The 23,298-nt window shown below is 73.0% G+C and carries 25 protein-coding genes and 1 riboswitch; of the genes, 20 read left to right on the forward strand and 5 right to left on the reverse strand.

Annotated features, from left to right (window positions below; all coding sequences use genetic code 11):
- Positions 1-50 precede the first annotated feature (50 nt).
- From ABKW28_RS07995 to ABKW28_RS08040, 10 genes are all read left to right on the forward strand, one after another.
- Positions 51-350, forward strand: a complete 300-nt coding sequence (locus tag ABKW28_RS07995; RefSeq protein WP_193668548.1) for a DUF3263 domain-containing protein — start codon at positions 51-53, stop codon at positions 348-350.
- A 5-nt stretch (positions 351-355) separates the two neighbouring features.
- Positions 356-871 carry a LytR C-terminal domain-containing protein gene (locus ABKW28_RS08000; RefSeq protein ID WP_307823022.1) on the forward strand — a complete coding sequence of 172 codons (516 nt, stop codon included), beginning with the start codon at positions 356-358 and terminating at the stop codon, positions 869-871.
- Between the two features lie 8 nt (positions 872-879).
- Positions 880-1,725, forward strand: a complete 846-nt coding sequence (gene otsB / locus ABKW28_RS08005; protein WP_348608050.1) for a trehalose-phosphatase — start codon at positions 880-882, stop codon at positions 1,723-1,725.
- A gap of 87 nt (positions 1,726-1,812) precedes the next feature.
- A riboswitch (SAM riboswitch) is annotated at positions 1,813-1,977 on the forward strand.
- A 10-nt stretch (positions 1,978-1,987) separates the two neighbouring features.
- On the forward strand, positions 1,988-3,253 hold the full coding sequence (gene thrC / locus ABKW28_RS08010; RefSeq protein ID WP_193668546.1) for a threonine synthase: 1,266 nt from the start codon (positions 1,988-1,990) through the stop codon (positions 3,251-3,253).
- Between the two features lie 16 nt (positions 3,254-3,269).
- Positions 3,270-3,548 (forward strand): MoaD/ThiS family protein, encoded by a 279-nt coding sequence (locus tag ABKW28_RS08015; protein ID WP_193668545.1) that lies wholly within the window; start codon positions 3,270-3,272, stop codon positions 3,546-3,548.
- A 12-nt stretch (positions 3,549-3,560) separates the two neighbouring features.
- A complete protein-coding gene (locus ABKW28_RS08020; protein WP_348608053.1) occupies positions 3,561-4,061 on the forward strand; it encodes an SRPBCC family protein in 501 nt (166 codons plus the stop codon).
- Between the two features lie 79 nt (positions 4,062-4,140).
- Positions 4,141-5,034, forward strand: coding sequence for an SGNH/GDSL hydrolase family protein (locus ABKW28_RS08025; RefSeq protein WP_193668543.1), 894 nt, complete (start codon positions 4,141-4,143; stop codon positions 5,032-5,034).
- 104 nt (positions 5,035-5,138) lie between these two features.
- The gene (gene groL / locus ABKW28_RS08030) at positions 5,139-6,773 is read left to right on the forward strand and encodes a chaperonin GroEL (RefSeq protein ID WP_179614286.1); all 1,635 of its coding nucleotides are present in this window, start codon (positions 5,139-5,141) and stop codon (positions 6,771-6,773) included.
- Positions 6,774-6,964: 191 nt separating this feature from the next.
- Entirely contained in the window at positions 6,965-7,534 is a 570-nt protein-coding gene (locus tag ABKW28_RS08035) for a hypothetical protein (RefSeq protein WP_348608056.1), read from the forward strand.
- A gap of 31 nt (positions 7,535-7,565) precedes the next feature.
- Entirely contained in the window at positions 7,566-8,141 is a 576-nt protein-coding gene (locus ABKW28_RS08040) for a nucleotidyltransferase family protein (protein WP_193668541.1), read from the forward strand.
- Between the two features lie 9 nt (positions 8,142-8,150).
- Here ABKW28_RS08040 and ABKW28_RS08045 read toward each other — a convergent pair whose 3' ends face one another.
- Entirely contained in the window at positions 8,151-8,561 is a 411-nt protein-coding gene (locus ABKW28_RS08045) for a DUF2256 and DUF3253 domain-containing protein (protein ID WP_348608059.1), read from the reverse strand.
- A gap of 61 nt (positions 8,562-8,622) precedes the next feature.
- On the opposite strand from ABKW28_RS08045, the gene ABKW28_RS08050 reads away from it, so the two are divergent.
- The 6 genes from ABKW28_RS08050 to ABKW28_RS08075 all read left to right on the forward strand — a co-directional run bounded on the left by ABKW28_RS08050 (position 8,623) and on the right by ABKW28_RS08075 (position 15,428).
- Entirely contained in the window at positions 8,623-9,516 is an 894-nt protein-coding gene (locus tag ABKW28_RS08050; RefSeq protein WP_348608062.1) for a MoxR family ATPase, read from the forward strand.
- On the forward strand, positions 9,513-10,640 hold the full coding sequence (locus ABKW28_RS08055) for a VWA domain-containing protein (protein WP_348608065.1): 1,128 nt from the start codon (positions 9,513-9,515) through the stop codon (positions 10,638-10,640). The genes ABKW28_RS08050 and ABKW28_RS08055 overlap by 4 nt, the downstream gene beginning before the upstream one ends.
- Positions 10,633-11,775 (forward strand): XdhC/CoxI family protein, encoded by a 1,143-nt coding sequence (locus ABKW28_RS08060; RefSeq protein ID WP_348608068.1) that lies wholly within the window; start codon positions 10,633-10,635, stop codon positions 11,773-11,775. The genes ABKW28_RS08055 and ABKW28_RS08060 overlap by 8 nt, the downstream gene beginning before the upstream one ends.
- A gap of 128 nt (positions 11,776-11,903) precedes the next feature.
- The gene (locus tag ABKW28_RS08065) at positions 11,904-13,016 is read left to right on the forward strand and encodes an alpha/beta fold hydrolase (protein WP_348608071.1); all 1,113 of its coding nucleotides are present in this window, start codon (positions 11,904-11,906) and stop codon (positions 13,014-13,016) included.
- A 33-nt stretch (positions 13,017-13,049) separates the two neighbouring features.
- Positions 13,050-14,282, forward strand: a complete 1,233-nt coding sequence (locus ABKW28_RS08070) for a helix-turn-helix domain-containing protein (protein ID WP_227491587.1) — start codon at positions 13,050-13,052, stop codon at positions 14,280-14,282.
- A 204-nt stretch (positions 14,283-14,486) separates the two neighbouring features.
- Positions 14,487-15,428, forward strand: a complete 942-nt coding sequence (locus ABKW28_RS08075) for a glycine betaine ABC transporter substrate-binding protein (RefSeq protein ID WP_204797245.1) — start codon at positions 14,487-14,489, stop codon at positions 15,426-15,428.
- 94 nt (positions 15,429-15,522) lie between these two features.
- Here ABKW28_RS08075 and ABKW28_RS08080 read toward each other — a convergent pair whose 3' ends face one another.
- From ABKW28_RS08080 to ABKW28_RS08090, 3 genes are read right to left on the reverse strand one after another with little or no spacing between them, the layout of a single operon-like run.
- Complete coding sequence (locus ABKW28_RS08080) at positions 15,523-16,368, reverse strand: ABC transporter permease (RefSeq protein WP_193668535.1); 846 nt, start codon at positions 16,366-16,368, stop codon at positions 15,523-15,525.
- Positions 16,365-17,528 carry a betaine/proline/choline family ABC transporter ATP-binding protein gene (locus ABKW28_RS08085; protein WP_193668534.1) on the reverse strand — a complete coding sequence of 388 codons (1,164 nt, stop codon included), beginning with the start codon at positions 17,526-17,528 and terminating at the stop codon, positions 16,365-16,367. Before ABKW28_RS08085 ends, ABKW28_RS08080 begins: the two co-directional genes overlap by 4 nt.
- 34 nt (positions 17,529-17,562) lie before the next feature.
- Positions 17,563-18,222 carry an ABC transporter permease gene (locus ABKW28_RS08090; protein ID WP_193668533.1) on the reverse strand — a complete coding sequence of 220 codons (660 nt, stop codon included), beginning with the start codon at positions 18,220-18,222 and terminating at the stop codon, positions 17,563-17,565.
- A gap of 178 nt (positions 18,223-18,400) precedes the next feature.
- Between ABKW28_RS08090 and ABKW28_RS08095 the strand changes: the two genes are divergently transcribed.
- The 4 genes from ABKW28_RS08095 to ABKW28_RS08110 are packed head-to-tail and all read left to right on the forward strand — an operon-like array spanning position 18,401 to position 22,933.
- A complete protein-coding gene (locus ABKW28_RS08095) occupies positions 18,401-18,871 on the forward strand; it encodes a (2Fe-2S)-binding protein (RefSeq protein ID WP_193668532.1) in 471 nt (156 codons plus the stop codon).
- The gene (locus ABKW28_RS08100; RefSeq protein WP_348608074.1) at positions 18,868-21,351 is read left to right on the forward strand and encodes a xanthine dehydrogenase family protein molybdopterin-binding subunit; all 2,484 of its coding nucleotides are present in this window, start codon (positions 18,868-18,870) and stop codon (positions 21,349-21,351) included. The genes ABKW28_RS08095 and ABKW28_RS08100 overlap by 4 nt, the downstream gene beginning before the upstream one ends.
- Positions 21,348-22,205, forward strand: a complete 858-nt coding sequence (locus tag ABKW28_RS08105) for a xanthine dehydrogenase family protein subunit M (RefSeq protein WP_348608077.1) — start codon at positions 21,348-21,350, stop codon at positions 22,203-22,205. Before ABKW28_RS08100 ends, ABKW28_RS08105 begins: the two co-directional genes overlap by 4 nt.
- On the forward strand, positions 22,205-22,933 hold the full coding sequence (locus tag ABKW28_RS08110) for an SRPBCC family protein (protein ID WP_193668529.1): 729 nt from the start codon (positions 22,205-22,207) through the stop codon (positions 22,931-22,933). The genes ABKW28_RS08105 and ABKW28_RS08110 overlap by 1 nt, the downstream gene beginning before the upstream one ends.
- Positions 22,934-22,977: 44 nt before the next feature.
- Here the strand turns inward: ABKW28_RS08110 and ABKW28_RS08115 are convergent, their stop codons facing one another.
- Complete coding sequence (locus tag ABKW28_RS08115; protein WP_348608080.1) at positions 22,978-23,244, reverse strand: hypothetical protein; 267 nt, start codon at positions 23,242-23,244, stop codon at positions 22,978-22,980.
- Positions 23,245-23,298 lie beyond the last annotated feature (54 nt).

Raw genomic sequence — 23,298 nt, forward strand, 5'->3', positions numbered from 1 at the left:
ACGATGAGCAGCAGCCCACCCACCTCGTCAGCCCAGTCCGGAGATGCCGCATGGAGCCCCAGCGGGACGCCGCCCACGCCCAGCCCGTCACCGAGGGTCCGCTGCTCAGCGAGCGCGACAGCGAGATCCTGGCCTTCGAGCGCCAGTGGTGGAAGTACGCGGGCGCCAAGGAGAGCGCGGTGCGGGAGAAGTTCGACATGAGCTCCACGCGCTACTACCAGGTCCTCAACGCCCTCATCGACAAGCCGGAGGCCCTCGAGGCCGACCCGCTGCTGGTGCGCCGCCTGCGCCGCCTGCGCGCCGCCCGCCAGCGCCAGCGCTCCGCCCGCCGCCTGGGCTTCGAGGTCTGAGCGCCGTGGCCCCCCACCAGCGTCCCCGCACCGAGCGCGGCACCGTGCTGCCCTCGCCCGTGGTGATCCTCTCGGTCATCGCCGTGGCGATGGCCGCCTTCGCCTTCGTGGCCACCCAGGGCTCCGAGCCCACCGAGCGCGAGATCACCCCCGCGGCCCGGGAGGCGGTGCCCGACCAGGAGCCGGAGGTCGAGGAGAGCGAGCCGGCGAAGCCGAAGCCGACCAAGAAGCCCGCCCCGGCCATCAAGCGCGGCGAGGTCTACGTCGAGGTCTACAACAACTCCTCGGTGACCGGCCTGGCCGGCCGGGTCGCCCAGCGCGCCACCGGTGCCGGGTGGCAGGTGGTCGGCGAGGACAACTGGTACGGCACCGTGCCCGCGACCACCGTCTACCACCCGCCCAAGCTCGAGCGCGCCGCCAAGCTCCTGGCCCTCGACCTGGGCATCGACCGCACCCTGCAGGCCACCGGTGCGATGAAGCTCGACCGGCTGACGCTGATCCTGACCGGCGAGCTCGACTGAGCCTCGCGATGGAGTTCGTCTCCGCCGCGGCCGAGGGCCGGTACGCCGCCCTGGTGCGCGCCGCCGCCGAGAGCGTCGTGGGCCTCGACTTCGACGGCACCCTGTCGCCGATCGTCGACGACCCCGAGCAGGCGCACATCCACCCCGACGCGGCCGACGTGCTGGTCGCCCTGGCCGCGCAGGTGCGGGCGGTCGCCGTCGTCACCGGACGCCCGGCCCGCCAGGCGCTCGACCTGGGCGGCCTCGAGGAGGTCGCCGACGCGGTGCACGCCGCCGGCAAGGACCTCTACGTCTTCGGCCAGTACGGCAACGAGCGGTGGTCCTCCGACCAGCGGCGCATCGTCTCGCCGCGCCCGCCCGCGGGCCTGGCCAGCTTCGAGCGCGAGCTGCCCCGGGTGCTGCGCGAGGCCGGTGCCGCCGAGGCGTGGATCGAGGACAAGGGCCTGGCGGTGGCGGTGCACACCCGCCGGCTGCCCGAGCCCACCGCGGCGTTCGAGCGGCTCGAGGGCCCGGTCGGGGAGCTCGCGAGGGCCCACGACCTGGTGGTCGAGCCCGGCCGTCACGTGCTCGAGGTGCGCTCCCCGGGGATGCACAAGGGCCAGGCGGTCGACACCCTGGTCGAGCTGACCGGAGCGGCCGGCTTCCTCTTCGCCGGTGACGACCTCGGTGATGTCGAGGCCTTCGAGGCGGTGAGCGCCCACGGCCGGCGCGGGGCGGCCACCCTGCTGGTCGCCGTCGCCTCCGAGGAGCAGCAGGCCCTCGCCGCGCGCGCCGACGTGCTCGTCTCCGGGCCCGACGAGGTGCTCGAGCTGCTGCGCACCTTCGCCGCCGACGCCGAGGCCCTGCGCGCCTGAGCCGCCCCGGGGCGCCCACCCACCTCGGCGTCCGCATCCTGGATGCCCGGCTCGCATGTCGAGACGGCGACGGCGTACAGTGGCGCTCGCTCATCAAGAGGGACTGAGGGAACGGCCCGTCGACGTCCCGGCAACCGCCACGATCCTCCGCCCACCAGGGCGTCCGCCCCCCTGCGGACCACCTGCGCCAGCGGTTCGTGGAAACGGTGCTACATCCGGCCCGGTGCGAGAGACGCCCGGGGAAGATGAGGAGGAGGACTTCATGAGCGCTGTCATCACCGAGAAGCCCACCCTGCGCGAGGGTGCGTTCGGCCACGCCACCGGGCTGGTCTGCCGCGAGTGCGGTCACCAGGTCGAGCTCGGCCCGCACTACGCCTGCACCGAGTGCTTCGGCCCGCTGGAGGTCGCCTACGACTTCCCCGCGGTGACCCGCGAGGAGATCGAGGCCGGCCCCAGCAACATCTGGCGCTACAAGGCGCTGCTGCCGGTGCCCGACGACATCGAGCAGAGCCCCAACACCGAGCCCGGCTTCACCCGCCTCCTGGAGGCCCGCAACCTGGCCGCCGAGCTGGGCCTGACGAAGCTGTGGGTCAAGGACGACTCGACCAACCCCACCAACTCCTTCAAGGACCGGGTGGTGGCCTGCGCGCTGAGCGCCGCCGTCGAGCTCAAGGCCAAGGTGTTCGCGTGTCCGAGCACCGGCAACCTGGCCAACGCGGTCGCCGCCGCCGGCGCCCGGGCCGGGATCAAGACGGTGGTCTTCATCCCCAGCAACCTCGAGAAGCCCAAGCAGGTGAACTCGGCGGTCTACACCGACTCGCTGGTCGCCGTCGACGGCAACTACGACGACGTCAACAAGCTCGCCTCCGAGATCGCCGGCGAGGAGGAGGGCTGGGCGTTCGTCAACGTCAACGTGCGTCCCTTCTACGCCGAGGGCTCCAAGACGCTGGGCTACGAGATCGCCGAGCAGCTCGGCTGGCGCCTGCCCGACCAGGTCGTCATCCCCGTCGCCTCCGGCTCGCAGCTGACGAAGGTGCACAAGGCCTTCCGCGAGCTGGTGAGCCTGGGCCTGGTCGAGGACAAGCCGGTGCGCATCTTCGGTGCCCAGGCCTCCGGCTGCTCCCCGGTCTCGACCGCCTACAAGGGCGGGGTCGACGCCATCCGACCGGTCAAGCCCGACACGATCGCCAAGAGCCTGGCGATCGGCAACCCCGCCGACGGCATCTACGTGCTCGACATCTGCCGCGAGACCGGCGGCGCGGTCGAGGACATCGACGACGACGCCGTGCGCGAGGGCATCCTCCTGCTGGCCCGCACCGAGGGCATCTTCACCGAGACCGCCGGCGGCACGACCGTGGGCGTGCTGAAGAAGCTCGTCGAGACCGGCCAGCTCGACACCTCGCTCGAGACGGTGGTCATCAACACCGGCATGGGCCTGAAGACCCTCGACGCCGTGGCCGACTCCGTGGGCCCCGCGGCGACCATCGCCCCGTCGTACGCCGCCTTCGCGGCGACCGGCATCGCCTGAGGCAGGAGCAGCACAGATGAGCGTGTCCGTCCGGATCCCCACCATCCTGCGCACCTACACCGGCGGCGAGAGCGAGGTGCCGGCCTCCGGCGCGACGCTGGGCGAGGTCCTCGACGACCTCGAGTCGCGCCACCCCGGCATCCGCTCGCGCATCCTCGACGACAACGGCGCGCTGCGCCGCTTCGTCAACGTCTACGTCGGCAACGACGACGTGCGCTTCCTCGAGGACCTGGCCACCCCCACCCCCGACGGGGTGCAGGTCTCGGTCATCCCGGCCGTGGCGGGCGGCTGCTGAGTGGCCCGCGCCATGCGCGAGACCCGCCTGGTGGAGGTCGCCGAGATCCCGGCGGCGCCGGCACGCTTCACCAACGGCGTCGACCTGGCGATCACCCCCGAGCAGCTCTTCGAGGTGCTGGCCGACGCCGAGGCCTGGCCGCACTGGGCCACCGCGATCACGAAGGTGACCTGGACCAGCCCGGGTGCGGCCGAGGGCGACATCGCCGTGGGCGCGACCCGCACCGTCGAGATGCAGGGCGGGATCGTGGGCGAGGAGGTCTTCCTCGACTGGGACCCGCCGCGCACGATGGCCTTCTGCTTCACCCGCACCAACGCCCCGGGCATGGCCGCCTTCGGCGAGCACTACCTGGTCGTGCCCACGCCCGAGGGCTGCCGGCTGACCTGGACGCTGTCGATGTGGCCGACCGGTGCCCAGCGCTGGCTCCTCAAGCTCCTCGCGCCGGTCCTCGACATCACCTTCTCCTCCTTCCTCAAGAAGCTGCGCCGCTACACCGAGGGCCGCTTCGCCTGAGCGGCACGGCCGGCAGGTCGTCACGCGGCGTCGGCCTGGGACTCACCCGGGGTTCACGTGCCTGCGCTGTGGTGGGCCGGTGAGCCGCCGCCTGATCGTCCCCGCCGTCGTCCTGGGCGCCAGCGCCGGCGTCGCGTCGTACGCCGTGCGCGGGCTGCTGGCCCGCCAGGCCGCGGTCGCCCGCCGCCTGATCGGCAAGCCGCTGGGCGAGCAGGCGCCGCACGCCGACCGGGTCTGGAAGCGCGCCTACGGCGACCCCCTCGACCTGCTCCTGCTCGGCGACTCGATCGCGGCGGGGCTGGGCGCCGAGCGGCGCAAGGACACCCTCGGCGGCCGGCTCAGCAAGGGGCTGGCCAAGCACCTGCAGCGCGGGGTGCGGCTGCGCACCGCCGCGGTGGTCGGCGCCGAGAGCTCGACGCTGGGTGCCCAGCTCGACACGCTGCCGCGCGGCTACCGCGCCGACGTCGCCGTGGTCGTGGTGGGCGGCAACGACGTGACCCACCGGGTGCCGGTCGCCGAGGCCGCGGGCCACCTGGCCGAGGCCGTCGCCCGCCTGCGAGCCCAGGGCACCGAGGTGGTCGTGGGCACCTGTCCCGACCTGGGCGCGCTGCGCCCGGTGCCGCAGCCGCTGCGCCGCCTCGGGTCGCTCGCCTCGCGCCAGCTCGCGCGGGCCCAGGAGGAGGCGGCGGTGCAGGCCGGTGCGCACGCCGTGTCGCTCGCCGAGGTGGTCGGGCCGTTCTTCGTCACCGACCCCGACGCGATGTTCAGCCTCGACCGCTTCCACCCCAGCGCGCTGGGCTACCGGCGCACCGCCGAGGCGCTGCTGCCCTCGCTGCTGACCGCCGTCGGCGAGCACGACCGGGTGCCCCACGGGCACCGGCTGCCACGTTTGCACTCGACCCGGGCGAGTGCTAAACATGAGGCTGGCAGTCTCCTCATGAGAGTGCCAGACATCCCCGGTCCGGGGAGTTGAGGTCAGCAGCGTCGGCGGGAAGGGTCCGCCGGTTCGGCCTGGCCGTCCGTCGCGGGCAACGAACCGGTCCGTCCAGCTCTTGATTGCGAAGGATCGCAGCAGATATGCCGAAGCTGATTGCATTCGACGAGGAGGCCCGGCGCGGCCTCGAGCGTGGCATGAACACGCTCGCCGACGCCGTGAAGGTCACCCTCGGTCCCAAGGGCCGCAACGTCGTGCTCGAGAAGAAGTGGGGCGCCCCCACGATCACCAACGACGGTGTGAGCATCGCCAAGGAGATCGAGCTCGAGGACCCGTACGAGAAGATCGGTGCCGAGCTCGTCAAGGAGGTCGCCAAGAAGACCGACGACGTCGCGGGCGACGGCACCACCACCGCCACCGTGCTGGCCCAGGCGATGGTCCGCGAGGGCCTGCGCAACGTGGCCGCCGGTGCCAACCCGATGAGCCTCAAGCGCGGCATCGAGGCCGCTGTCGCCTCGGTGTCGGAGTCGCTGTCGAGCATGGCCATCGACATCGAGACCAAGGACCAGATCGCCGCCACCGCGTCGATCTCGGCCGCGGACTCGACCGTCGGCGAGATCATCGCCGAGGCGATGGACAAGGTCGGCAAGGAAGGCGTCATCACCGTCGAGGAGTCGAACACCTTCGGGCTCGACCTCGAGCTCACCGAGGGCATGCGCTTCGACAAGGGCTACATCTCGGCGTACTTCGCCACCGACATGGAGCGCATGGAGGCCGTCCTCGAGGACGCCTACGTGCTGATCGCCAACCAGAAGGTCTCGAACGTCAAGGACCTGCTGCCGATCCTCGAGAAGGTCATGCAGTCGGGCAAGCCCCTGCTGATCATCGCCGAGGACACCGACGGCGAGGCCCTGTCCACCCTGGTCGTCAACAAGATCCGTGGCACCTTCAAGTCCGTGGCCGTCAAGGCCCCCGGCTTCGGTGACCGCCGCAAGGCCATGCTGCAGGACATCGCGATCCTGACCGGTGGCCAGGTCATCTCCGAGGAGGTCGGCCTCAAGCTGGAGACCACCGGTCTCGAGCTGCTCGGCCAGGCCCGCAAGGTCGTCATCACCAAGGACGAGACCACGATCGTCGAGGGCGCCGGTGACGCCGCCCAGATCGAGGGCCGGGTCAACCAGATCCGCGCCGAGATCGAGAACTCCGACTCCGACTACGACCGCGAGAAGCTCCAGGAGCGCCTCGCCAAGCTGGCCGGCGGCGTGGCCGTCATCAAGGTCGGCGCGGCCACCGAGGTCGAGCTCAAGGAGCGCAAGCACCGCATCGAGGACGCCGTTCGCAACGCGAAGGCGGCCGTCGAGGAGGGCATCGTCGCCGGAGGCGGCGTGGCGCTCGTGCAGGCCTCGGCCACCGCGTTCGACAAGCTCGAGCTCGAGGGCGACGAGGCGACCGGTGCCAACATCGTGCGCGTCGCGACCGAGGCCCCGCTCAAGCAGATCGCCATCAACGCCGGCCTCGAGGGCGGCGTCGTGGCGGAGAAGGTGCGCAACCTGACCCCCGGTCACGGGCTCAACGCGGCCACCGGCGAGTACGTCGACATGATCGCCTCGGGCATCATCGACCCCGCCAAGGTGACCCGCAGCGCGCTGCAGAACGCCGCCTCCATCGCGGCGCTCTTCCTCACCACCGAGGCCGTCGTGGCCGACAAGCCGGAGAAGGCGCCCGCGATGCCGGGCGGCGACGGCGGCATGGGTGGCATGGGCGGCATGGACTTCTGATCCAGCCCCACCCGTAGCACCCAGCACGACCACAGCACGACCACAGCAGGGCCCCCCCCTCCGGGCGGGGGCCCTGCCTGCGTGCGGGGCCGGGGCGCGGACGTCATGCGTCGCGCAGCGACGGACGTCCCGACCGCATGACCTTCGTGGGACGACGTTTGGGGCGGGCACGCATGCGGCAGGCTGGGGCCGTGTCCGAGACCCCCCGCTCCGCCGACAGCCCCGCGACCGTCACCAGCTCGGGCCGCGGCCCCCTGACCTGGTTGGTCGCGGGGCTCGCGGTCGTGGTGATCGCGGTGGTCGGCGCGGTCGCGCTGCTCGGCGGCGACGACGCCGAGGTGCCGCTGGCCGAGGACACCACCACGGGCAGCGGCGCCGGGGCCGGCGACGAGGCCCAGGAGGCCGACGAGGCCGAGCCCACGGTGACCCGCCTCGACCAGGGCCAGGAGACCGGGCGCTGCATGCGCCCCACCGCCGAGGCGCTGGCCGAGCAGCCGCTGGCCCTCGAGGGCACCGTGGTCGGCATCGACGACGGCCTGGCGGTGCTCGAGCCCGTCGAGTTCTACGCCGGCCGGGCCACCGACCGCGTGGAGGTGGTGGCCCCGAGCGAGAGCGAGCAGGCGCTCATCGAGGGGGTCGCCCTCGAGGAGGGGGCTCGCTACCTGCTCGCCGCGGCCGACGGGCGACTGCTGGGGTGCGGCCTGAGCGGGCCCGCCGAGCCCGGGCTCGCCGAGATGTACGCCGAGGCGTTCAACCGCTGACGCGCCACCGCGGGTGCGGCACAGTGGGGGCGTGCAGACCACCGGACTCCTCCTCGCCGCCGGCGCCGGGCGCCGGATGGGCACCCCCAAGGCCCTGGTCGCCGACGAGCGCGGAGCCTGGCTGACCCGGGCCGTCGCGCTGCTGCGCGACGGCGGCTGCGACAGCGTCACCGTGGTACTCGGCGCCGCGGCCGACGACGCCCGGCGCCTCCTCGACGCCGCACCGGCCGACCAGCACGTCGGCGTCGGCGTCGTGGTCGCCGCCGACTGGGCCCAGGGCATGGGCGCCTCCCTCGGGGCCGGTCTGGCCGCGCTCGAGGAGTCGGCGGCCGACGCCGCCCTGGTCACGCTCGTCGACCTGCCCGACCTGGTGCCCGAGGTGGTGCGCCGGGTCCGCGCCGGCGGCGAGGGGCCCGCGGCGCTCGCGCGGGCGGCGTACGACGGCGTGCCGGGGCACCCGGTGCTCCTCGGGCGCGAGCACTGGGCGGGGGTGCGCGCCAGCGCGGTGGGCGACCAGGGCGCGCGCGACTACCTGGCCGCCAGGCCGGTGCGGCTCGTCGAGTGCGGCGACCTGGCCACCGGCCACGACGTCGACGCCCCGCGCTGAGCCAGGACCTCAGGCGCGACGGATCCGGATCGGCCCCTTGGCCGTCGACGGGTCGACCACGCGCCCGCCCTGGGTGACCTCGACCTCGCCCGCGGCCACCAGGCGGCGGGCGGCCCGGCGGGCCGGCTCCATCAGCTCGCGCCACGCCTCCCCGTCGTCCCCTGCGTCCCCGTCGCCGCCCCCGCCGCCGACGGCGCGCGCGGCCTCGGAGGGGCAGATGGTGCTGGCGCGGGAGCGGGCCGCGAGCAGGTCGAGGATGCTGGCCTCGAGCGCCCGGTCGGTGTCGGTGACGCCGTGGCGCCGGCAGGGCGTGGAGCAGTAGCGCACCTGCTCCCAGTCGCGCTCCCACTTCTTGCGCCACTCGATCGTGCGCCCGCACGAGACGCAGGTCCTCGGCTCGGGGGTGCTGGCACGGCTCACCGGTCCAGTCTGTGCGGGGCGTCCAACCGGCGGCCAACGACCTGCTGGCTAGCCTGGCCGCATGGAGCTCCCCGAGGTGCCCGATGCCGCCGACGTCGCGGCGCGCCTGCGCGAGACCGGCTACCTCTGCGACGCCGACCTGGCCACGGTGGTCTTCCTCGCGCTGCGGATGCAGCGGCCGCTGCTGCTCGAGGGCGAGCCCGGCACCGGCAAGACCGCGCTCGCCGAGGCGCTGGCGGCCACCCTCGACCTGCCGCTGGTGCGGCTGCAGTGCTACGAGGGGATCGACGCGACCCAGGCGCTCTACGACTGGGACTTCCCCCGCCAGGTGCTCCACCTGCGCGCCCTCGAGGCCGCCGGCGGCGATGTCGACGCCGAGGGCGCCGAGAAGAGCCTGTACGACGAGCGGTTCCTGCTCGCCCGCCCGGTCCTGGCCGCGCTGCAGCAGGCCCCGGCGGTGCTGCTGGTCGACGAGGTCGACCGCGCCGACGACGAGTTCGAGGCGTTCCTGCTCGAGGTGCTCTCGACCTACCAGGTCTCGATCCCCGAGCTGGGCACGGTGCGGGCGACCACCCCGCCGGTGGTGGTGCTGACCTCGAACCGCACCCGCGAGCTGCACGACGCGCTCAAGCGTCGCTGCCTCTACCACTGGATCGACCACCCGGGCCTCGAGCGCGAGGTCGAGGTGGTGCGCACCCGCGCACCCGAGGTCTCCGAGACGCTGGCCCGCCAGGTCGTCGCCGTCGTCCAGCAGCTGCGCACCGGCACCGCCGCCGGCCCTCTGCAGAAGCCGCCGGGGGTCGCGGAGACCCTCGACTGGGCCCGCGCCCTGCACCACCTCGGCGCCACCGAGGTCGACCTGGCCACGGCCGCGCGCACGGTGGGCGCGCTGGTGAAGTACCGCGAGGACGCCGACCGGGTGCGCCAGGCGCTCGACCGGATCCTCACCCCATGAGCACCGTGAGCACCGCGGCCCACGCCCCCGACGAGCTGCTGCTCGGCTTCACCCACGCGCTGCGCGCGGCCGGCGTCGGGGTCACCCACGACCGCGGTGCCTCCTTCCTGGCCGCGACCGCCCTGGTGGGCCTGGGCGACGTGGCCGCGGTGCGCGCCGCGGGCCGCTCGACGCTGTGCGCGGGTCCCGACGACCTCGAGCGCTTCGACCAGGTCTTCGCGGCCTGGTTCGACCCCCGCGGCGAGCTGCCCCGCACTCGCCCCGCGCCTGCCGGCGCACCCGCCCCGGCGCTGCTGCCCGAGAGCGACGCGGGCGCCGGCGGCGAGGGCGGCGACGACGAGGAGGTGGTGCGCGCCATGGCCTCCGACGTCGAGGTGCTGCGCCACCGCGACGTGGCCGCGCTGAGCCCGGGCGAGAAGGCGCGGCTCGCCGACATGTTCGCCTCGCTGGCCGTGCGCGCGCCGCTGCGGCGCACCTCGCGCCACGAGCGGTGGCGCCGCGGCGACGTCGACGCGGCGCGCACCGTGCGCGCCAGCCTGCGCCGGATGGGCGAGCCCGCCGAGATCGCCTGGCGCCGGCGCAGCGTGCGCCCGCGCCGGGTGGTGCTGCTGGTCGACGTGTCGGGCTCGATGAGCGGGTACGCCGACGCGCTGCTGCGCCTCGCGCACCGGCTCACCCACGCGCTGCCGGGCTCCCGCGTGGAGACCTTCACCCTCGGCACCCGTCTGACCCACCTGACCCGGCCGCTGCGCCTGCGCGACGCCGACCGGGCGCTCGTCGCGGCCGGCGAGGCGGTGCCCGACTGGTCGGGCGGCACCCGGCTGGGCGAGTCGCTCGGCGCCTTCCTCGACCGGTGGGGCCGCCGCGGGGCGGCCCGCGGCGCCGTCGTGGTGGTCTTCAGCGACGGCTGGGAGCGCGGCGACCCCGCGCTGCTGGCCGAGCAGGTCGCCCGTCTGCAGCGGGTGGCCCACCGCGTGGTGTGGGTCAACCCGCACCGCGGCAAGGCCGGCTACGAGCCGGTGCAGCAGGGCGTGCTGGCGGTCCTGCCGCACGTCGACGACTTCGTGGCCGGGCACTCGCTGGCCACCTACGCCGAGCTCTGCGAGGTGATCGCCCGTGCGTGACGTGCTGCCCGAGCTGATGAGGTGGTGGGAGGCCGGCGAGACGGTCGGCGTGGCCACCGTCGTGGCGACCTTCCGCTCCGCGCCCCGCCCGCCGGGCGCCTCGATGCTGGTGGGCCCCGACGAGACCGCGGTCGGCTCGGTCTCCGGCGGCTGCGTCGAGGGCGCCGTCTACGAGCAGGCCCAGGAGGTCGTCGCGGGCGGCATCCCCGTGCTCGAGCGCTACGGCGTCTCCGACGACGACGCCTTCGCCGTCGGGCTGACCTGCGGGGGCATCCTCGACGTGTGGGTCGAGCGGGTCTCGCGCGAGACCTTCCCCGAGCTGGGGGCGCTCGCGGCCGACGTCGAGGCCGGGCTCCCCGTGGCCCTCGCGACCGTCATCGACCACCCCGACCCCGCCTGGCGCGGGCGACGCATCGTCGTACGCCCCGAGGAGGAGCCGGTCGCGGGGTCGATCGGCTCGCCGCGCGCCGACGCCGCGGTGCACGACGACGCGCTCGGGCTGCTGGCCAGCGGCACCAGCGCGACGCTGTCCTACGGCCCCGACGGCGAGCGGCGTGGCGAGGGGATGCGGGTCTTCGTGTGGGCCTTCGCCCCCAAGCCGCGGATGCTGGTCTTCGGCGCGATCGACTTCGCCGCCGCCGTCGCCCGCGTCGGCAGCTTCCTGGGCTACCACGTCACGGTCTGCGACGCCCGGCCCGTCTTCGCCACCACCAGCCGCTTCCCCGACGCCGACGAGGTCGTGGTCGACTGGCCGCACCGCTACCTGGCCGCCGAGCAGGAGGCCGGGCGCATCGACCAGCGCACCGTGCTCGCGGTGCTCACGCACGACCCGAAGTTCGACGTGCCGCTCCTCGAGGTCGCCCTGCGCCTGCCCGAGGTCGCCTACGTCGGGGCGATGGGCTCGCGCCGCACCCACGACGACCGGCTCGAGCGGCTGCGCGCCGCCGGCCTCACCGACGCCGAGCTCGATCGGCTCTCCAGCCCGATCGGCCTCGACCTCGGCGCCCGCACCCCGGAGGAGACCGCGATCTCGATCGCCGCCGAGATCATCGCCGGGCGCTGGGGCGGCACGGGCGAGCCGCTCGCGGCCACCGAGGGCCGCATCCACCGCGACCTGCCCCACGACCTCGACTGAGCGACGTACGGCAGCTCGAGGAGTTTCATCGGCCGGCCGATGAAACTCCTGGGTGGCCGATGAAACTTCATCGTCCACCCGCCAGGTCCATCGGCCGGCCGATGAAACTCCCAGCAGAGGAGCAACCCATGCGGCCCCACCATCCCCACCGGCCACTCGCGTACGCCGTCGCCGGCGTCATGGCGCTGACGCTGCTGCTGGGCGCCTGCACCGGCAGCCCCGAGCCGACCGCGCCGTCCTCATCCTCCTCCGGCCCCTCGTCGCTCCCCACAGCCCAGCCGCCCGAGCCCGACCAGAAGACCGAGCCCACCGAGACCGCGCCCACGACCACCGCGCCGGGAGCCACGCTCGCCCCCGAGGAGCTGCCACGCGTCGACCACCCGGTCTCGCTGCCGGCGCTGATGCGCGAGGAGGTGCGGGCGGGGGCCATCGAGCGCACCGGGCGCCTCGGCGGCACCGAGAGGTGGACCGGCCACGCGGTGACCTACACCGTCGACGGCGCCACGGTCTCGGGCGAGCTGCTGGTGCCGACGGGGGAGGGGCCGTTCCCGGCGCTGGTGCTCAACCACGGCTACATCGACCCGGCGGTCTACACCCTGGGCCGCGGCATGTCGCGCGAGCAGGAGTGGTTCGCCAGCAACGGCTTCGTGGTGCTGCACACCGACTACCGCGGCCACGCCGGCTCCGACCCGGTCGGCGAGGTGGGCCGCGAGACCCGGCTGGTCTACACCCGCGACGCGATCGGGGCGGTGCGCGCGCTCGAGCAGGAGCCCTACGTCGACACCGAGCGGCTGGGGATGGTGGGTCGCTCGATGGGCGGCGGGGTCACCTACAACGCGCTGGTCGCGGTGCCCGACCTGGTCGACGCCGCGGTGGTCTTCGCGCCGGTCAGCTCGTCGTTCGTCGACAACCTGCGCCAGTTCACCGAGCCCAACCGGCCCGAGGGGGCCCAGGCGTTCTACGACCGGTTCGGCACCCCGCGGGAGTCGCCGGGCTTCTACCGCGCTCTCTCGTCGCGCACCTTCTTCGACCGCGTGCGGGCGCCGGTGCTGATCCACCACGGCACCGCCGACGACACCTGCCCGCCCGCCTGGTCGCGGCGCCCCCAGACGCTGCTGCGGCGGGCCGGCGCCGACTCCACCCTGGTCGAGTGGCAGGGGGAGGGCCACGCCTTCGGGCCGCGCTTCGCCGACTCGATGCGGCGCACCGTGCGCTTCCTGCGCAGCCGCCTCGACGTGTGACCTGCCTCACGGGTCGGGTGCTAGGTTCTGGCCATGGAAGCCGACCTGCGGGCTCGCCGGGTCGACGCCGTGCGCGCCTGGACCTCCTTCGTCGAGCACGGTGACGGTGCCGAGCAGCTGGTGCGCCCCGAGATCTGGTCGAGCTGGTCGCGCTCGGAGCAGACGATCGGGCCCGAGGTGCCGCACGCACCGCTCGACGACGAGACCGAGACGGCCGCCTACTGGCGCGACTCGCCGCTGCAGACCGCGGTCGAGCGCGTCGAGGAGGACCTGCGGCGCACCGCCGAGGACGGTGACCTCGTGGTCGCGGTCACCGACCCCCAGACCCGGATCCTGTGGACCTACGGCGGGCGCACGATGCGCCGCAAGGCCGAGTCGGTCAACTTCGTGCCCGGAGGGCGCTGGGACGACCGCTCCGCCGGCACCAACGCCCTCGACCTGGCCAACCGCCACGACCGGGCGGCGATGGTCTTCAGCGCCGAGCACTACGCCTCGATGGTGCACAACTGGGTCTGCTGGGCCGCCCCGGTCCACGACCCCGTGACCGGCGTCCAGCTCGGCGTCCTCGACCTGTCCACGACCTGGGAGCGCACCCACCCGATCGGCCTGGCGACCGCGCAGGTGATGGCCCGCCTGATCGAGCAGGCGCTGCCCGCCAGCGCCACCCCGCTGGGCCACGCCGCCCAGGCCGACGCGGGCGAGCCGGGCCTGGTGCTCTCGCTGCTCGGCACCGCCGAGGCGCTGCTCGACGGCCAGCGGCTGCTGCTCAACCGGCGCCAGAGCGAGATCCTGGCGCTGCTCGCGCTGCACCCCGAGGGGCTCTCCCTCGACCGGCTGCACGCGTGCGTCTACGGCGACCACGCGGTCACCTTCTCCACGCTCAAGGCGGAGGTCTCGCACCTGCGCCACGCCCTGGGCGGCCAGCTCTCGTCGCGTCCCTACCGGCTGACCATGCCGGTGGCCACCGACGTCGACCACGTGCTCGGCCTGCTGCGCCGGGGCCGGGTCGCGCAGGCCGTCGAGGCCTACGGCGGTGACCTGCTGCCCGGCACCGACTCACCGGCCCTGCAGGAGCTGGGGGAGTACGTCGCCGTCGCGGTCCGCGAGGCGCTGCTGGCCGACCCCGAGCCCGGGGCCGTGGCCCGCTACAGCGACCGGGCGCCGTACGACACCGAGGTCGTGGAGGCCGCGCTGGCCCGCCTGGGTGGCCGGTCCCACCCGCTGGTCCCGCTGCTCAAGGGGCGCCTGGCGGCAGCCCGGCGCTGAGCGGACGGGCGCCGAACGAGACCGAGTCGTTACCCTCGTGCGTCACAACTGGCCCGCAGCGGCCGCCCGGGCGGACTATGGTCGAAGGTGCCCACGGTCCCCTGCAGCGCGCTCGGGCGCACGCTGTGCACCGGCGGGCGGCTGACGGTCGTCGTGTGAGGGGGACGTGCGCTCCATCCTGCAAGCGATCGGAAAGTTGAACAGATGCGCCTAGGCAAGAAGTTGATGGCCGTGTCGGCCGGAGTGGCCCTGAGCCTCACCGTCACCGCGTGCGGCGACGACAGCAGCAGTGCGAGCGGCTCGAGCGACGAGCTCGACGGGGTCTCCCTGACCGTGGGGTCCAAGGACTTCACCGAGAACATCCTGCTCGGCGAGATGTTCGCCCAGGCCCTCGAGGCCCGTGGCGCCAGCGTCGACAACAAGGTCAACCTGGGTGGCACGTCGGTCAACCGCGACGCGCTGCTCAGCGACAACATCGACGTCTACCCCGAGTACAACGGCACCGGCTGGACGGTCCACCTCGGCAACGAGGAGCCCAGCCAGGACCCCCAGGAGCTCTACGACGTCACGGCCGAGGCCGACCTGGAGGAGAACGACATCAAGTGGGTCGGGCTCTCGCCCTTCAACGACACCTACGGCTTCGCGGCCAACGGTGACCTGGCCGAGGCCGAGGGCGGCTTCGACTTCCAGGGCATGGCCGACTACCTCGAGGCCAACCCCGACGCCACGGTCTGCATGGAGACCGAGTTCCCCGACCGGCCCGACGGCCTGGTGCTGTGGGAGGACGCCACCGGCTACGAGCTGCCGGGCAGCCAGTCGCAGATCCTCGACACCGGTCTGATCTACTCCGAGACCTCCGACGGCAACTGTGACTTCGGCGAGGTCTTCACCACCGACGGCCGGATCACCGCGCTGAACCTCGAGCTCGTCGAGGACCCGGGCGTCATGATCATCTACAACAGCTCCTTCACGATGAGCAACGAGATCTACGAGGAGAACGCCGAGACCTACGACGAGATCGCCGACGCGATCTTCGCCGACCTCGACAACGAGAAGATGGCCGAGCTCAACGCCCAGGTCGACGTCGAGGGCACTCCCGCCGAGCGCGTCGCCGAGCAGTACCTCGAGGACGCCGGCGTCCTCTGAGCCCTGCCCCACGCTGCGCCAGCAGCACCCGCACGCAGCGACGCCGCCCGGTCCTCTCGGACCGGGCGGCGTCGTGCGTGGTGGTGGTGGTGGCCTACAACCCGCGCGGGCGCAGGTAGCGCTCGGCCACCGCGCCGAGCCAGTCGAAGGTCAGCGCCACGATCGCGACCATCACCGCACCGACGATCAGCACCGGGTCCTGGTTGAGCTTCAGCCCCGAGCTGATGGTGATGCCCAGCGCGCCGCCGCCGATCAGGAAGGCCAGCGTGGCCATGCCGATGTTGAGCACCATCGCGGTGCGCACCCCGGCCAGGATCACCGGCACCGCGAGCGGCAGCTCGATGCGGGTCAGCACCAGCCGGCGGGTCATGCCCATGCCTCGACCGGCCTCGATCACGTTGCGGTCGACCCCGTCGAGGCCGACCATCGTGTTGCGCAGCACCGGCAGCAGCGCGAAGAGCGCCAGGCAGTAGACGACGGTCGCCGTCCCGTTGCCGAGCAGGAACAGTCCACCGACCAGCAGCCCGTACGCCGGGAACGCCTGGCCGGAGTTGGCCACCGTCATCAGCGTCGGCGCGACCCGGCGGAAGGCCGGGCGGGTCAGCAGGATCCCGAGGGGGATCGCGATCACGACCACCAGCAGCGTCGAGTACGCCGCGATCTCGAGGTGCTGCAGCGTCTGCGGCCAGAGCTTGTCCGACCAGCTCAGCGCCGAGCGCTGCTGGCGCACGGCGTTCTCGAGGTCGAGGCTGCGGTGGTAGAGCGCGAGCAGCCCGGCGAGCCCGGCGATCAGCAGCGGGGCCACCCACAGGCCCCATTGGTCGATGAGGGTCGCCGCACTGCGCCGCGGAGCGGGCTGCGGGGCGGTGTCGTCGGGATCTGCGGGGGGCGTGGCGCCGGCCCTGTTCGGCAGCGACAGGTCGGGGATCACGCCGCTCATGCGTTGGCCTCCATCTCCTCGTAGTGCAGCCGCGCCTCGTACTGCGCGCGGCGGATCGCCTTGTTGAGGTGCGACATCTCCACGACGCCGGCGAAGGCGCCGCGCTCGTCGACCACGATGCTCTGCCCGGCCGCGCTCTGGACCATCAGCTCGAGGGCGTGGAAGAGGCTGTCGTCGCTGTTGAGCATGTCGCCGACGTCCTCGCCGAGACCGTCGTACGACGCCGGCGACGTGGCCAGCTCGTCGCGGTGCAGCCAGCGCAGCGGGCGACGCTGAGCGTCGACGAGCACCAGCCACTCCAGCCCGGCCTCGTCGAGCTTGGCCACGCCGGTGGCACAGGGGTCGGCGTCGGAGATCGAGGGGTAGTCGGTCTTCTTCAGCGAGCTGACCTTGAGGAAGTTCAGGCCCTTGATGGTCGAGCCGGTGCCGATGAAGTCGTCGACGAAGTCGTCGACCGGGTAGGCCAGGATGCGCTCGGGCGTGTCGATCTGGCGGATCGTGCTGCGCTCGCCCAGGATCGCGATGCGGTCGCCCATCTTGATGGCCTCGTCGATGTCGTGGGTGACGAAGACGATCGTCTTGTGCAGCTCCTCCTGCAGGCGCAGGAACTCGTTCTGCAGCCGGTCGCGGGTGATCGGGTCGATCGCACCGAACGGCTCGTCCATCAGCATGATGTCGGGGTCGGCACCGAGGGCCCGGGCCACCCCGACGCGCTGCGCCTGGCCGCCCGAGAGCTCCTTGGGGAAGCGGTCCCGGTACTGCTCGGGGTCCAGCCCGACCGTCGACAGCAGGGACTCGACCTGCTCGGTGATGCGCTCCTTGTCCCAGCCCAGCATCTTGGGCACGGTCGCGATGTTCTGCGCGATCGTCTGGTGCGGGAAGAGGCCGATCTGCTGGATGACGTAGCCGATGCGGCGGCGCAGCTTGTCGGGGTTGGCCTTGGTGACGTCCTCGCCGTCGAGCAGGATGCGCCCGTTGCTGGGCTCGATCATCCGGTTGATCAGGCGCAGCGTCGTGCTCTTGCCGCATCCGGACGGACCGACGAGGACGAGGATCTCGCCCTCGTGGACGTCGAGGGTCAGGTCCTCGACCGCCGGGACCTTGGTGCCGGGGTAGGTCTTGCCCACCCGGTCGAGGTGGATCTTGGGCTCGGGGCTCATGGGTTCCTCTCGATGGAGCTGTGGTGGGTGGCGCTCAGACGAGCAGTCCGCGGGGCGTGAACACCCGCTGCACGGTCGCGAGCACGGCGTCGAGCACCAGCCCGAGCGCCACGGTGAAGACGACCCCGACGACGACCGAGTTGCCGGCGTTGGGGAAGCCGTTGCGGGTCAGGCCGTCCTGGATGAAGGAGCCGAGGCCGTCACCCCCGACGAGCACCGCGATGGCCGTCAGACCCACGATGAGCAGGGTGGAGACCCGGATGCCGGCCATCACGACCGGGAAGGCCAGTGGCAGCCGCACCTTGAGCAGCTGCTGGCGCGTGTTCATCCCCATGCCCCGGGCCGACTCCACGACGGCCGGGCTCACCGAGTCCAGGCCGGTCACGGTGTTGCGCAGGATGGGCAGCAGCCCGTAGAGCACCAGCGCCACGATCGCCGGGCGGTTGCCGATGCCGAAGAGCGGGATGAACAGCGCGAAGAGCGCCAGCGAGGGGATGGTCAAGAAGATGCCGGTGATCGACAGGGCGAGCGCCCGCACGATCGGCCGGCTCTGGGCCCAGGCGCCCAGCAGCACCGCCACGACGGTGGCGACGCCGACCGAGATGGCGACGATCTGGAGGTGGTTGACGAGCTCCTCGAGGATGAACTCGAGGTTGTCTTGGACATAGGTGAACCAGTTGCCGAGTGCTTCCACGCGTGCCTTTCTGGGGTCGGACAGCCATCCCACCTTACGGCGTCCCGGCCCGTGCGTGGGCCGTACCCGGGCTCACCCCCTCCCGGGCGCCTCGCCAACCGGCGACCAACCCGGTCGACCTAGCGTGAGCCGCATCACACCAGCACCTGCGCTCCGCGCACCTGCAGAGGGAGAGTCCATGACCCGGATCAGTCTCACCGTCGACGGCTCGAAGGTCGCCGACGACGTCGAGCCGCGGATGCTGCTCGTGCAGTACCTGCGCGAGCGTCTCGGCAAGACCGGCACCGTCGTCGGCTGCGACACCAGCAACTGCGGCGCCTGCACCGTGCACCTCGACGGCACCAGCGTGAAGTCGTGCAACGTGCTGGCCGTGCAGGCCGACGGCGCCGAGGTCACCACGATCGAGGGCCTGGCCACGGGGGAGGACCTGCACCCGGTGCAGGAGGCCTTCCGCGAGTGCCACGGGCTGCAGTGCGGCTTCTGCACCCCGGGGATGATCATGCAGAGCGTGGCGCTGCTGGAGGAGAACCCGCAGCCCAGCGAGGAGGAGATCCGGCTCGGCCTCGAGGGCAACCTGTGCCGGTGCACCGGCTACCACAACATCGTCAAGGCCGTGCAGCACGCGGCCGGGCAGGGGGCCTCGTCATGACCGCGACCCAGGAGCGCGCCGAGGTGGCCCACGAGATCGGCCGCGACCGCCGGCGCAAGGAGGACCAGCGCCTGATCACCGGCCGCACCCGCTGGACCGACAACATCACGATGCCCGGCATGCTGCACCTGGCCATGGTGCGCAGCCCCTTCGCCCACGCCACCATCACCTCGATCGACAAGAGCGAGGCCGAGGCCGCGCCCAACGTGGTCGCGGTGCTCACCGGCGCCGACCTCGGCGAGACCCAGGGCACGCTGATCAACGCCTGGGCCATCACGACCGACCAGGTCGCCCCGGCCCACCCGCCGATGCCCGCCGACCGGGTGAGCTTCGCCGGCGAGGTCGTGGCCGTGGTGGTGGCCCGCAGCGCCGCCGAGGCCCGCGACGCCGCCGAGCTCGTCGACGTCGAGTACGACGAGCTGCCGGCCGCCGTGGACCTCAAGGCGGCCGCGCGCGACGAGGTGCTGGCCCACCCCGACCTGGGCACCAACAAGTCGGCGTTCTGGAAGTTCGACTCCGCCGAGGCCGGCACCGGCGGCGACGTCGACGAGGCCATCGCGAAGGCCCGTGACGGCGGCGTGGTCATCGAGCGCGAGTACCGCCAGCAGCGGCTGATCCCCGCCTTCATGGAGCCGCGTTCGGTGGTCGTCGACCCGACCGGCGAGCAGATCACCATGTGGTCGGCGACCCAGATCCCGCACATCCTGCGCTTCGCGCTGGCCGCCACGACCGGCGTGCCGGAGTCGAAGATCCGCGTCATCGCCCCCGACGTCGGCGGCGGGTTCGGAGGCAAGCTGCAGACCACCCCGGAGGAGTGGCTGGTCTTCGCGATCGCGCGCCGGCTGGGCAAGCCGGTCAAGTACACCGAGACCCGCAGCGAGTCGCTGATGGTCGGCCACCACGGCCGCGACCAGTGGCAGAAGCTGACCCTGGCCGCCGAGAAGGACGGCACGGTGACCGGCCTCAAGGTCGAGCTGCTCGCCGACCTGGGCTCCTACGTCTCGCTCGTCGGCGGCGGGGTGCCGGTGCTCGGCGCGTTCATGTTCAACGCGATCTACAAGTTCCCGGCCTACCAGTTCAACTGCCAGACCGTGCTGACCAACAAGACCTGGACCGACGCCTACCGCGGCGCCGGACGCCCCGAGGCGACGTTCGCCATCGAGCGGCTGATGACCGAGCTCGCCGCCGAGCTCGACATGGACCCCCTCGAGCTGCGCGAGAAGAACTGGATCCGCCACGAGGAGTTCCCCTTCACCACCGTCGCCGGGCTCGAGTACGACACCGGCAACTACGAGGCCGCGACGGCGAAGGCCAAGGAGATGTTCGGCTACGACGAGCTGCGCGAGGAACAGCGCCGACGCCGCGAGGCCGGCGACAGCGTCCAGCTCGGCATCGGCGTCTCGACCTTCACCGAGATGTGCGGGCTGGCCCCCTCGCGGGTGCTGGGCCAGCTCAACTACGGCGCCGGCGGCTGGGAGCACGCCAGCGTGCGGATGCTGGCCACCGGCAAGGTCGAGGTGACCACCGGGGCCTCGGCCCACGGCCAGGGCCACGAGACCGCCTTCAGCCAGATCATCGCCGACCGGCTCGGGGTCCCCTTCGAGGACGTCGAGGTCCTGCACGGTGACACCCAGGTCGCCCAGCGCGGTCTCGACACCTACGGCTCGCGCTCGCTGGTCGTGGGCGGCGAGGCGCTGGTGCGGGCCGCCGACAAGGTGATCGAGAAGGCCAGGCCTATCGCGGCGCACCTGCTCGAGGCCTCGGTCGACGACCTGGAGTTCTCCGGCGGCCGGTTCTCGGTCAGGGGCACCGACCAGGGGATCGGCATCGCCGAGGTCTCGACCGCGGTCTTCACCGCCCACGACTACCCCGAGGGCATCGAGCCGCAGCTCGACTCCGACGCCACCTACGACCCGGTGAACTTCAACTACCCGCACGGCACCCACCTGTGCGCGATGGAGGTCGACACCGAGACCGGCCAGGTCACGATGCGCAAGTACGTCTGCGTCGACGACATCGGCACGATCATCAACCCGCTCATCGTCTCGGGCCAGGTGCACGGCGGCCTGGTGCAGGGCATCGCCCAGGCGCTGTGGGAGGAGGCGGTCTACGACGACGCCGGCACGCTCGTCTCGGGCTCCTTCACCGACTACCTGCTGCCCACGGCGGCCGACACGATCTCCTTCGACATCGACCACACCTCCTCGCCCTCGACCACCAACACGCTGGGCACCAAGGGGGTCGGCGAGGCCGGCACCATCGCCTCGACCCCGGCCGTGGTCAACGCGGTCGTCGACGCGGTGCGCCACCTCGGCGTCACCGACATCCAGATGCCGTGCACGCCCGAGCGCGTCTGGAAGGCCGTGCACGACCGCGACGCGGGCGGCGGCGACCCCACCACCGGTGCGGCGGCCCCGCACTTCGACTCCTCGACGGGCATGGACGGCACCGTCGACCGCACGACCGGAGGCGCGCTGTGATCCCCGCACCGTTCGACTACCTGGCCCCGACCTCGGTGGAGGAGGCGCTGGCCGCGCTCGCCGAGCACGGCGACGACGCGAAGGTGCTGGCCGGCGGGCAGAGCCTGCTGCCGGTGCTGCGGATGCGCCTCAACGCCCCCGAGGTGGTCATCGACCTCGGGCGCATCGAGTCGCTGCGCGGGGTGCGCGACGACGGCGACGCCATCGTCGTCGGCGCGATGACCCAGCACAGCGTCGTGGCCTCCGACCCGTTGGTCGCCGAGCACGCCGGGCTGGTCTCGCGAGCCGTCGAGCACCTCGCCGACGCCCAGATCCGCCACCGCGGCACGTTCGGCGGGGCGCTGGCCCACGCCGACCCGGCCGGCGACCTGGGCGCACCCGCACTGGCGCTCGGTGCGCAGTTCGTGATCGCGGAGCAGGGCGGCACCACCCGCACGGTCGAGGCCGACGACTTCTTCGTCGACCTCTTCGAGACCGCGATCGGCGAGGACGAGCTGCTCACCGAGGTCCGCCTGCCCAAGCACACCGGCTGGGGCGCGCACTACGAGAAGTTCGTGCGGGTGGCCCACCAGTGGCCCATCGTCGCGGTCGCCGCAGCGGTCAGGGCCGAGGGCGGCACCATCACCGAGGCGCGCGTGGGCCTGACCAACATGGGCTCCACGCCGCTGCGGGCCCGAGCGGTCGAGGAGGCCCTGCGTGGGCAGCCGGCCACCGAGGAGGCCGTGCGCGAAGCTGCCTCACGCGCCGCCGAGGGCTGCACGCCGCCCTCCGACCTCAACGGCGACGCCGACTACCGGCGCCACCTGGCGACGGTGCTGACCCGGCGAGCGGTGCTCGCGGCTGCGGGGGCGTAGTGGATCTCCGTCACCAGTTCAGCGTCCCTCTCGGCGTCGAGGAGACCTGGGAGCACTTCCAGGACATCGGCGCCCTGGCCGAGTGCTTCCCCGGCGCCACGGTGACCGGCGTCGAGGACGACACGTTCAAGGGCACGGTCAAGGTCAAGCTCGGCCCGATCGCGCTGCTCTACACCGGCTCGGGCACCTTCGTGGACAAGGACGACGCCGCGCACCGCTACGTCGTCGACGCCAAGGGCAAGGACAAGCGCGGCAACGGCACGGCCGGGGCGAAGGTGACCCTGTCGATGAGCGAGTCGGCGCCCGGTCGGACCGAGGTCGAGGTGGTCACCGACCTGGCGATCACCGGCAAGCCGGCCCAGTTCGGGCGCGGGGTGATGCAGGACGTCTCCGACAAGCTGCTGGGCCAGTTCGTCAGCTGCCTCGAGCAGCGTCTCGCGGCGCCCCAGGAGCCGGAGCAGGCCGACACGCCGCCCCCTGCGGCGCCCGCCCCTCCGGGCAAGCACATGGGTCAGGACCCGGGCGTGCCTGAGCCGGAGCCGGCCTCCAGCCCGGAGCCGCCCCGGCCCGTGTCGTCGGCCCCCTCGTCGGCGGGCACCGGCGACGAGGCGCTCGACCTGGGCTCGACCGTGCTGCCGGTGCTGCTGCGCAGCTACGGCCCCCAGGTGGGTGCCGGGCTGCTGGCGCTGCTCCTCGTGTGGTGCGTGACGCGACACCGCCGAGGCTGAGCCCCAGGCCCCCACGGCCGTCACCTGCTGAGGCCGCCCGCGGCTCAGAGCAGGGCGACGGCCAGGGCGGCCACCAGCACGGCCACCACGGCGAGGGCGACCAGCAGCCAGATCGTGCTACCGGCGCGCCTGCCGGAGTCCAGCGGCGTCTCCGGCAGGTGAAGCCGGTCCTCGGGCGAGGTGCCGAACCCCATCGAGGGGTCGGTGCTGGCCCCGACGGGGTGGTCGCCGCGCACGTGGCCCGCCGGCGGGCGCTCGTGGTGCTGGCGGTGCCGACCGGTCCCGCCGGCGTGCGGGTCCTGGTTGCTCATGGGGGTACCTCCGTCTCGAAGGCGTCCCGAGCGACGCCCTGGAACCCTCCATTG

Source organism: Nocardioides sp. 31GB23, from assembly GCF_040012395.1.
Classification (GTDB): Bacteria; Actinomycetota; Actinomycetes; order Propionibacteriales; family Nocardioidaceae; genus Nocardioides; species Nocardioides salarius.

What these genes read in the sequence shown, in the direction of transcription:
- ABKW28_RS07995 (WP_193668548.1), top strand. Translation starts at nt 51, where the DNA reads ATGGAGCCCCAGCGGGACGCCGCCCACGCCCAGCCCGTCACCGAGGGT.
- otsB (WP_348608050.1), top strand. Translation starts at nt 880, where the DNA reads ATGGAGTTCGTCTCCGCCGCGGCCGAGGGCCGGTACGCCGCCCTGGTG.
- thrC (WP_193668546.1), top strand. Translation starts at nt 1,988, where the DNA reads ATGAGCGCTGTCATCACCGAGAAGCCCACCCTGCGCGAGGGTGCGTTC.
- ABKW28_RS08015 (WP_193668545.1), top strand. Translation starts at nt 3,270, where the DNA reads ATGAGCGTGTCCGTCCGGATCCCCACCATCCTGCGCACCTACACCGGC.
- ABKW28_RS08020 (WP_348608053.1), top strand. Translation starts at nt 3,561, where the DNA reads ATGCGCGAGACCCGCCTGGTGGAGGTCGCCGAGATCCCGGCGGCGCCG.
- groL (WP_179614286.1), top strand. Translation starts at nt 5,139, where the DNA reads ATGCCGAAGCTGATTGCATTCGACGAGGAGGCCCGGCGCGGCCTCGAG.
- ABKW28_RS08050 (WP_348608062.1), top strand. Translation starts at nt 8,623, where the DNA reads ATGGAGCTCCCCGAGGTGCCCGATGCCGCCGACGTCGCGGCGCGCCTG.
- ABKW28_RS08055 (WP_348608065.1), top strand. Translation starts at nt 9,513, where the DNA reads ATGAGCACCGTGAGCACCGCGGCCCACGCCCCCGACGAGCTGCTGCTC.
- ABKW28_RS08065 (WP_348608071.1), top strand. Translation starts at nt 11,904, where the DNA reads ATGCGGCCCCACCATCCCCACCGGCCACTCGCGTACGCCGTCGCCGGC.
- ABKW28_RS08070 (WP_227491587.1), top strand. Translation starts at nt 13,050, where the DNA reads ATGGAAGCCGACCTGCGGGCTCGCCGGGTCGACGCCGTGCGCGCCTGG.
- ABKW28_RS08075 (WP_204797245.1), top strand. Translation starts at nt 14,487, where the DNA reads ATGCGCCTAGGCAAGAAGTTGATGGCCGTGTCGGCCGGAGTGGCCCTG.
- ABKW28_RS08080 (WP_193668535.1), bottom strand. Translation starts at nt 16,368, where the DNA reads ATGAGCGGCGTGATCCCCGACCTGTCGCTGCCGAACAGGGCCGGCGCC.
- ABKW28_RS08085 (WP_193668534.1), bottom strand. Translation starts at nt 17,528, where the DNA reads ATGAGCCCCGAGCCCAAGATCCACCTCGACCGGGTGGGCAAGACCTAC.
- ABKW28_RS08095 (WP_193668532.1), top strand. Translation starts at nt 18,401, where the DNA reads ATGACCCGGATCAGTCTCACCGTCGACGGCTCGAAGGTCGCCGACGAC.
- ABKW28_RS08100 (WP_348608074.1), top strand. Translation starts at nt 18,868, where the DNA reads ATGACCGCGACCCAGGAGCGCGCCGAGGTGGCCCACGAGATCGGCCGC.
- ABKW28_RS08115 (WP_348608080.1), bottom strand. Translation starts at nt 23,244, where the DNA reads ATGAGCAACCAGGACCCGCACGCCGGCGGGACCGGTCGGCACCGCCAG.